The following is an 8,066-nucleotide window of genomic DNA, read 5'->3' on the forward strand; positions in this document are numbered from 1 at the left end:
CGGCCTCACCAAGGTGTCGACGACCACCCCGTTCGTCTGGCGGCGCACGGAGCCGCTGCCGCCATGAGAGACGCTCTCCTCGGGGTCGCCGCCCCCGACTTCGTGCTTCGCGGTGCCGCTCCCGGGCCGAGCGCGTAGAATCGACCGTGGCCGACCCAGCCGATCTCCTCACCCGCAACCGCGACTGGGCCGCCGAAATGGTGGCCGGCGACCCCGACTTCTTCCGGCGCCTGGAGGCGCAGCAGGCGCCCAGGTACCTGTGGATCGGCTGCTCCGACTCGCGCGTCAGCGCCAACGTGATCTCGGGTCTAGCCCCCGGCGAGGTGTTCGTGCACCGCAACGTCGGCAACGTGATGGCCAACGCCGACCTCAACGCGCTGACCGTGCTCGACTTCGCCGTGTCGGTCCTCAAGGTGGAGCACGTGATCGTGGTGGGGCATTACGGCTGCGGCGGCGTGGCGGCCGCGCTCGACGGCAAGGGGCACGGCCTGCTCGACAACTGGTTGCGGCACGTCAAGGACGTGGCCGCCAAGCACGCCCGCACGCTCGATGCCCTGCCCGCGGGCGCGCGCGCCGATCGCCTGGCCGAGCTCAACGCCATCGAGCAGGCGCGCAACGTGTGCCACACGAGCATCGTGCAGGAGGCGTGGGCGGGCGGCCACCCGCTCACCGTGCGCGCCTGGATCTACGCCCTCCACGACGGCATCCTGCGGGACCTACGCTTCCTGGTGAGGGGTCAGGCCGACCTGCAGCCCGCCTACCGGCTCTCGTTGGGGGAGGATGGCTGACCACCGGGTCCCTGCCGGGATCAGGCGGCCAGGCGCTCGACCTGGCGGATGTACGTCCAGCGGGTGAGCAGGTAGAAGGCGCCCTGCACGAGCGCGAAGAGCGCCAACACCGTGGCCGTGTACCCGCCCACGGGGAGCGCCAGGAGGTTGCCGAACGCCTTCAGGGCGAAGGCGGCGTGGAGGGCGCCTAGCGCGAACGGCAGGAAGAAGATGGTCGCGACCTGCCAGGTCACCAACCGGCCTGTCTCGATCGGGGTCACGCCGATGCGCCTCAGGCGCCACAGGGTGCGACCGTCCTCCGGCAGCTCGGTGAACAGCTTGAAGTAGATGAGGCTGCCGGCGCCTATGAAGAAGAGCAGCGACACGAACAGGCCCACGAACAGCGACAGCCCCAGGGTGCTGCGGGCGGCGCGGCCGGCGAGCTCGCGTCCGCTCACGACGCCTCCCTCGATCTCGCTCGGCTCGAGCAGCGCCACGTCGTCCACCAGGCCGGCCACGCCGGGGCCCGCCCGCCGCCAGTCCCACAACCACAGCTCCCGTGCGGCCATGCCCCGCTCGAGGGGCGCGAGGCGGGCGAGGTCGGCCGCGTCGACGAGGTACCACTCGTCGAGCGCTAGGAAGGGTACCGACAACGTTCCGACGGGGTCGACGGGCCGCCCCGCCACCGAGCCGCCGTCCGTGTCCCACTCGCCCCTGTTTGCAGCGCTCGTCGCACGCGGCGCGAGGACCAGCGTGGCCGCGCCCTGCTCGCTCGCCGGCGCGGCGCGCCCGAGCCTGTCGAGCAGGTCGCGGTAGGCCTCGGTGGCCACGAGCGTGACGTGCCGCTCGCGGCCATCGACCAGGGCGGTCCCGGACACGAGTTCGAGCTGCGCCCGTGACGCGGGGACGACGGCGTGCCGCGCGAGGAGCGCCTCCACCTCGTCCGGGTCGACCCCTCCGGCCACGCTGCCGCCGTCCGCCGCCCCGCCGCGCTCCGGCCCGACGACGCTCAACGCCTGCGGGAAGCGCTCGTGTATCGACCGTTCTATCTGGCGGCTGAAGATGTGGAACGTGCCCGCTCCGGCCAGCACCACGGCGCTCAGGCTCGCGATCGTCGCCATGAGGCGCGCGTTGTCGCGGACCTTGTAGACGAGCTGCGACACGGCCAGCATCCGCGGTCCGCTAAGGTACCAGCGCTCCCGCCGCTGCAGGCGCCTCAAGAAGACGACGCTCCCGTGCCCGAGCAACAGGTACGTGCCGACGACCACCGCCGCGACCACCGGCAGGAAGGCGACGACCACGGCCGACCCCTGCGCCGACGCCGCCACCACGTAGCCGCCCGCGATCAGCGCTGCACCGACGAACGCCAGCGCCGCCGAAGCGCGCGGCGCGGCGCGTTCGCTCCGCGCGCCGACCAACAAGGCCTTCACGCTGCGCCTCCCGACGCGTAGCGTCGCCGCGAGCGTCACCAGCTGGAACAGCACCAGGAAGACGAGCGCCGTCAGCAGCACCGCGCCCGGAACCACGAGGAAGCGGATCGGCGCCCCCATGCCGAGCACCCTGGCGATCGCCATCAGGAACAGCCTCGATAGCAGGAGCCCGAGCCCGATGCCGACCAGCGTGGCCAGTCCGGAGAGCACCGTGCTCTCGAGCCAGATCAGCCGCCGCAGCTGGCCACCGGTGGTCCCCAGCAGGGACAGCAGGCCGAACTCGCCGCTCCGGGCCCTCAAGAACGCGCCGCTCGAGTACAGGACGAAGAAGAACGCGAACAGGCCGACCAGCACCTCACACACGAGGAGGACGGTGCGGCTGGCGTTCCCGCCGTAGATGTCGCCGTTCATCACGTCCGGGTGGAGGATGAACTGCGCGTACACGAAGAAGAGGGTCACGGAGAAGACGCAACTGAGGAAGTAGGCGGCGTAGCGCAGGCCGCTGGCCCGCACGTTGTTAAAGGCGAGCTGCCGGAACGTCACGCGGGTCACCTCCCAGCACGCTCAGGTTGTCGATCACCTGTTGGAAGAACGCCTGTCGCTGCCCCGCCCGGCGCAGTTCGCTGTGGGGCCTGCCGTCCTTGATGAAGACGACGCGCCTGCAGAAGCTCGCGGCGAACGGGTCGTGCGTGACCATCAAGATGGTGACCCCGCGCTCCTCGTTCAGTCGCCTCAGCAGTTCCATCACCGCGAAGGCGGCCCGCGAGTCGAGGTTGCCGGTCAGCTCGTCGGCGAGGATGACGTCCGGACGCGAGACGAGGGCGCGCGCGATGGCCGTGCGCTGTTGTTGACCGCCGGAGATCTCGTGCGTGCGCCTATCGAGCAGGTCCTCGATGCCGAGGAGCGCCGCCACGTCCGCCAGGCGGGCGCGCATGTCCGCGAGGGGCACCCGGTCGAGGACCAGGGGCAGGAGGATGTTCTCCCGCACCGACAACGACTCGAGCAGGTTGTAGTCCTGGAACACGAAGCCGAGGCGGTGGCGCCGGAAGCGGGCCAGGTCCGTCGGGTTCATGCCGGCGGGGTCAACCCCGCCGATCCGCACCGCGCCGGAGCTGGGCGTGTCGATGGTGGCGAGGAGGTTCAGGAGCGTCGACTTGCCGCTGCCGGAGGGGCCCATGACGCCGACGAACTCGCCGGCGACCACCCTCAGGTCGAACGCATCCAGTGCCACGTGCGCGGCGCCGGCGGCGCTCGAGCGGTAGACCTTGGTCAGCTTGGCCGCCTCGAGGACGACTTCGGTGGGGGCGCCGGGCTCGTAAGCGGCGCGCGGGGAGGGTCGTGCTTCGGTCATCATGCCCAGAGGGTAGTGGCGGGGCCGGCGCCCGTGCCAGCGGCAAGCCTTACAGCGGCGCCCCAAGCTTACGCCGCTGTAAGGTGCGCCGCGGCTCACCCACCGAACAGCCCCGCGGTGGCGAACGTCACCGTGAAGGTCGTGCCGGCGCCACGTTCCGACTCGACCGCCAGCCGGTGACCCAGCTCGGCGCACACGCGCGCCGCCAGGTAGAGGCCCATGCCCGTAGAGGCGCTGCGCACGCGGCCGTTGGCGCCCGTGAAGTAGCGCTCGAACACGCGCGGCAGGTCCTCCGGCGGGATGCCGAGCCCCTCGTCCTCCACGCTCAGGCGCGCGGAGCCGCCGGACGCGTCGACGACCACCCCGACGCGCGAACCGGCCTCGCTATACTTGATGGCGTTCCCCAGGAGCTGCCGCAGCACGAACCCGAGCCACTTCGGATCGGTCTCGACCGTCACCGGCGCCTCGGGCGCGACCAGGCCGGGGAACACGCCGCTCCGCAACCAGCTACCCTTCAACTCGTTCACGGCCCGCCGCGCGACCTCGGTGAGGTCCACCGCGGCCGGCCTCAGGTCGAGGTCGAAGCGCTCCAGGCGCGCGCTCGTCAGCATCAGGTCGAGGCCGTGCGCGAGCTCCGCCACCTCCTCCTCCACGCTGTCCCACGCGCCAGGGTCGTGGCGCCCCTCGCGCGCCGTCAGCCCCAGCACCGTGACGGGCGTCTTCAACTGATGAACCCACAGGTCGAGGAAGGCGCGGTGCTCGGCCGCGGCGCTGCGCAGGGCCTGCGTCTCCTCCGCGCCCTCCCGGGTCACGTCCTCGACCAGCCGCACGAGCGCCCGCTGCTCCCGCGTCCGGCCGGGCGGGAGCGGCGCGGACCGGCCGCCGCGCGCCGCCGCCCGTCCGCCGCGGAGGAGCCGCAGGCGGACCTCGCGCCTGAAGGGCGCCTGGAGAGCGTAGTCGAGCGTCAGCAGCGCCACCGCGAAGACGCCCGCCAGGAGCACGATGTAGCCGGCGGTGCCGGGACCGAGCCGCGCCACCGACAGGTGGACGACGAGGAGCAGGAAGAGCGTCCCCAGCGCGAAGCCCAGGATCAGCACCAGCCTGTCGGCCAGGTAGTCGAGGAGCGTCACGCTGCGACCTCCAGGCGGTACCCCTCGCCGCGCACGGTGCGCACGGCGTCACCCAACCCCAGCTCGGCCAGGCGCCGCCGCAGGCGGTTGACGTTCACGGTGAGCGTGTTGTCGTCCACGAACTCCGCGTCGTCCCACAGGGCGGCGAGGAGCGCCCGGCGCTCCACGACCGCGCCGCCCGCGCGGATCAGCGCCGCCAGCAGGAGCCCCTCCTTGCGGGTCAGCTCGACGCGCCCCCCGCCGAAAGTCGCCACCAACCGCTCCGGGTCGAAGGCGAGCCCGCCCGCCTCCAGGCCGGCCTCGGGGGGCGGGGCGGCGCTGTACTCGCCGACCGACCGGCGCAGGGCCGCCCTTACCTTGGCCGTCACGACGTCGAGGTCGAACGGCTTCACCACGAAGTCGTCGGCGCCGTTCTCCATGGCGAGGACCTGATCCATGCCGCTCGAGCGCGCCGAGACGAAGATGATCGGCGCGGTCGTCACGCTGCGGAACTGCCGGCACCAGTAGAAGCCGTCGAAGTACGGGAGGTTCACGTCGAGCAGCACCAGGTGCGGGTCGACCTCGACGAGTTCCGCCTTGAGGTCGTCGAAGCGCGCGGCGCGGCGCGCGTCGAGACCGTAACGGGCCAGGTGCGCCGCGACGATGGCGGCGACCTTGGGCTCGTCCTCCACGATGAAGACGCGGTGCGCCACGGCTACCCTCCCCGCCGGCCCGGCCACGCCCCGGGTCACCCGAGGGCGGCAGGCCGGCCGCAGGGGCTATCCTACGTGGCGGTGACCGACAAGACCGCACCCCACGACCCGCACGACACCCCCACGGCAGACAGCGTCGCCGCGATCGAGCGCAACCTGGCCGGCGTAAGGGCGCGCATCGCGGCGGCCTGCGCGCGAGTCGGGCGCAGGCCCGACGAGGTGCGGCTCCTCCCCGTCAGCAAGACGGTGCCCGAGGAACGGATCCGCATGGCGTACGCGGCGGGCTGCCGCTACCTCGGCGAGAACAAGGTGCAGGAGGCCCTGCGCAAGCACGAGGCTCTGGACGACCTGCCCGACCTGCGCTGGTCCATAATCGGCCACCTGCAGACGAACAAGGCGCGCTACGTCGCGCGCTTCGCGAGCGAGTTCCAGGCGCTGGACGGGTTGCGCGCCGCGGAGGCGCTGGAGCGCCGCCTCGAGGTCGAGGACCGCACGCTCGACGTGTTCGTGCAGGTCAACAGCTCGGGCGAGGAGAGCAAGTTCGGACTCCGGCCCGACGAGGTGGGGGCCTTCGTGCGCGAGCTGCCCAACTTCCCGCGCCTGCGCGTGAAGGGCCTCATGACGTTGGCGCTCTTCTCGGCCGACGAGGCGCGCGTCAGGCGCTGCTTCGTGCTCATGCGCGAGCTGCGGGACGCACTCAGGCAGGACGCGCCGGACGGCGTGCGGCTCGACGAGCTCTCGATGGGCATGTCGGGCGACTTCGAGACGGCCGTCGAGGAGGGCGCCACGGTCGTGAGGGTCGGTCAATCCATCTTCGGCGCCCGAGCCTTGCCCGACTCCTACTACTGGCCCGGCCAGGGCGCCTAGATGAGACCGGCCGATCTCGCGCCGCTCCCGGTGGACGTCGTGTCGGTGCAGTCGCACGTCTGCTACGGCTGCGTCGGCAACAGCGTGGCGGTGCCCACGCTCCAGGCCCTGGGGTTGAACGTCGTGCCCGTCCCGACCGTGTACCTGAGCAACGTGCCGCAGTACGACACGCTGAGCGGCGGGGCGATACCGCAGGAGTGGTTCGAGGGGTTCCTGGCGGACGTCGAGCGTCGGGGGGCCCTCAGGCACGCCCGCGCCGTCCTCACCGGCTACCTGGGAACGCCACGGCAGGCGACCGCGTTGACCGCCTGGCTCGAGCGCATGGTAGCGGCGCGACCCGAACTCCTCGTGGTGGTCGACCCGGTCATGGGCGACCGCGACAGCGGCCTGTACGTGCACGCCGGCTTGCCCCAGGCCATGCCGGCCCTGGCCCGGCTCGCCACCGGCCTCACCCCGAACGCCTTCGAGCTGGAACGCCTCGTCGGTCGTCCCGTCACCACGGTGAGCGAGACCGTGGCGGCGGCGGGCGAGCTGCTAGGCGGGCGCACGCGTTGGGTGGTCGTCACGAGCGCCGCGCCGGCGGCCGCGCCCCCGGGCGAGACGATGGTGGTGATGGTCACGGCCGATTCGCACCAGGTCGTGACGCATGAGGTGGTTGCCTCGGCCGCCAAGGGCACGGGCGACCTGTTCTCCGCCGTCCTACTCCACGGGCTCCTGGCGGGCACGGACCTGGCGGCAGCGGTGGGGGCGGCGCACGAGCGCGTGGCCGCCGTGCTGGAGCGGACCAGTCGACTGGGGTGCGCGGAGCTCGTGCTGAGCTGAGGCGCGGCTCCGCAGGACGTGCTCATCGTCGACGGCTATAGTGTGCGCGGCACGCGGTCCAACCCGGCGCCTCGCGCCGCGACCCTGCCGGAACGGAGCGAGACCTGCCATGAGAACGTCGTTCCAGCGCCTCTTCATCCTCGCCGTCGCCGCCCTCCCCCTCGTGCTGGGCGCCTGCAGTGGACCCGCGCCGTCGCCCGAGGTCCAGGGCGAGTGGAGTTCCACCACGCTCCCGATGACGCTGACCGTCGACCGGAACTACCAGGTCGCCAACGGCGACTTCCACCTCGAGTGGGAGGGCGGGTTCCTCGACTACACGGTCACTAGCCGCGTGACGGGCAACACCCTCGAGGTGGACGCTCGAGCCGCCACCGCCGAGGGGTCGCTGACGTTCACGCTGCGGGCAAGCGTGGAGGGAAACACGATGACCGGCCGTTACTCCCTGGTGGGCGTCACCAGCGGCGGCAGCGAGTTCTTCCGCGCCGAAGGGTCCTTCTCGGCCACCCGGGTCGACTGACCCCGGCGCGCCGCGCGGCCGACCGCTCGCCCGGCCGGACTAGCCGCGCGGCGCGCCGGCCGGCGCCGGGTACTTCACGGCGTTCTTGACCATCTTGGCGCGCACGGCCGCCGCCACGTCTATCCCGAGCCGGTCGGCGAGCTCGAGCAGGTAGATCTGCACGTCGGCGACCTCGTCGGCCACGGCCGCGAGGCTGGCGGCGTCGAGCGCGTCCGACTCCTCGTTCGTCAGCCACTGGAAGTGCTCCAGTAGCTCGGCGACCTCGACGGACAGCGCCATCACGAGGTTCTTGGGAGCGTGGTGCCGTTCCCAGCCGCGGGCCCTGACGAATGACCTGAGGTCGGCTGTCAGTTGGGTGAGGTCGTCTGCCATGTCTGTACACGGTAACCGGCGCGGCAGCCGGCCGCAGGGCGCCGTCGACCCGCGCGCGGCCGGGCCGAAGCGCCGAAGGAGGGCGCACACACCATGCAGCTGAGCTTCGACCTCCCCT

Annotated in this window: 9 protein-coding genes; 4 read left to right on the top strand and 5 right to left on the bottom strand. The window is 72.1% G+C overall.

The annotated features are described in order from the left end of the window. The first annotated feature begins 197 nt into the window (after nt 1-197). Nucleotides 198-788 (top strand): carbonic anhydrase, encoded by a 591-nt coding sequence (locus H3C53_07655; GenBank protein MBW7916537.1) that lies wholly within the window; start codon nt 198-200, stop codon nt 786-788. Nucleotides 789-808: 20 nt separating this feature from the next. Here H3C53_07655 and H3C53_07660 read toward each other — a convergent pair whose 3' ends face one another. The 4 genes from H3C53_07660 to H3C53_07675 form a co-directional block, all read right to left on the bottom strand. Further along, nucleotides 809-2,740, bottom strand: a complete 1,932-nt coding sequence (locus tag H3C53_07660) for an FtsX-like permease family protein (GenBank protein MBW7916538.1) — start codon at nt 2,738-2,740, stop codon at nt 809-811. After that, nucleotides 2,715-3,548 (bottom strand): ABC transporter ATP-binding protein, encoded by an 834-nt coding sequence (locus tag H3C53_07665; GenBank protein MBW7916539.1) that lies wholly within the window; start codon nt 3,546-3,548, stop codon nt 2,715-2,717. The genes H3C53_07660 and H3C53_07665 overlap by 26 nt, the downstream gene beginning before the upstream one ends. Nucleotides 3,549-3,643: 95 nt before the next feature. Then, complete coding sequence (locus H3C53_07670) at nt 3,644-4,678, bottom strand: sensor histidine kinase (GenBank protein MBW7916540.1); 1,035 nt, start codon at nt 4,676-4,678, stop codon at nt 3,644-3,646. Then, complete coding sequence (locus H3C53_07675) at nt 4,675-5,370, bottom strand: response regulator transcription factor (protein MBW7916541.1); 696 nt, start codon at nt 5,368-5,370, stop codon at nt 4,675-4,677. Before H3C53_07675 ends, H3C53_07670 begins: the two co-directional genes overlap by 4 nt. Nucleotides 5,371-5,445: 75 nt before the next feature. Between H3C53_07675 and H3C53_07680 the strand changes: the two genes are divergently transcribed. The 3 genes from H3C53_07680 to H3C53_07690 all read left to right on the top strand — a co-directional run bounded on the left by H3C53_07680 (nt 5,446) and on the right by H3C53_07690 (nt 7,576). Beyond that, nucleotides 5,446-6,237, top strand: a complete 792-nt coding sequence (locus tag H3C53_07680) for a YggS family pyridoxal phosphate-dependent enzyme (protein ID MBW7916542.1) — start codon at nt 5,446-5,448, stop codon at nt 6,235-6,237. Continuing rightward, a complete protein-coding gene (gene pdxK, locus H3C53_07685) occupies nt 6,238-7,059 on the top strand; it encodes a pyridoxine/pyridoxal/pyridoxamine kinase (GenBank protein ID MBW7916543.1) in 822 nt (273 codons plus the stop codon). Between the two features lie 109 nt (nt 7,060-7,168). Beyond that, nucleotides 7,169-7,576 (top strand): hypothetical protein, encoded by a 408-nt coding sequence (locus tag H3C53_07690; protein MBW7916544.1) that lies wholly within the window; start codon nt 7,169-7,171, stop codon nt 7,574-7,576. Nucleotides 7,577-7,615: 39 nt separating this feature from the next. Here H3C53_07690 and H3C53_07695 read toward each other — a convergent pair whose 3' ends face one another. Then, complete coding sequence (locus tag H3C53_07695; GenBank protein MBW7916545.1) at nt 7,616-7,948, bottom strand: nucleotide pyrophosphohydrolase; 333 nt, start codon at nt 7,946-7,948, stop codon at nt 7,616-7,618. Nucleotides 7,949-8,066 lie beyond the last annotated feature (118 nt).

Source organism: Trueperaceae bacterium, assembly GCA_019454765.1.
GTDB lineage: Bacteria > Deinococcota > Deinococci > Deinococcales > Trueperaceae > JAAYYF01.

What these genes read in the sequence shown, in the direction of transcription:
- H3C53_07655 (MBW7916537.1), top strand. Translation starts at nt 198, where the DNA reads ATGGTGGCCGGCGACCCCGACTTCTTCCGGCGCCTGGAGGCGCAGCAG.
- H3C53_07665 (MBW7916539.1), bottom strand. Translation starts at nt 3,548, where the DNA reads ATGACCGAAGCACGACCCTCCCCGCGCGCCGCTTACGAGCCCGGCGCC.
- pdxK (MBW7916543.1), top strand. Translation starts at nt 6,238, where the DNA reads ATGAGACCGGCCGATCTCGCGCCGCTCCCGGTGGACGTCGTGTCGGTG.
- H3C53_07695 (MBW7916545.1), bottom strand. Translation starts at nt 7,948, where the DNA reads ATGGCAGACGACCTCACCCAACTGACAGCCGACCTCAGGTCATTCGTC.
- H3C53_07690 (MBW7916544.1), top strand. Translation starts at nt 7,169, where the DNA reads ATGAGAACGTCGTTCCAGCGCCTCTTCATCCTCGCCGTCGCCGCCCTC.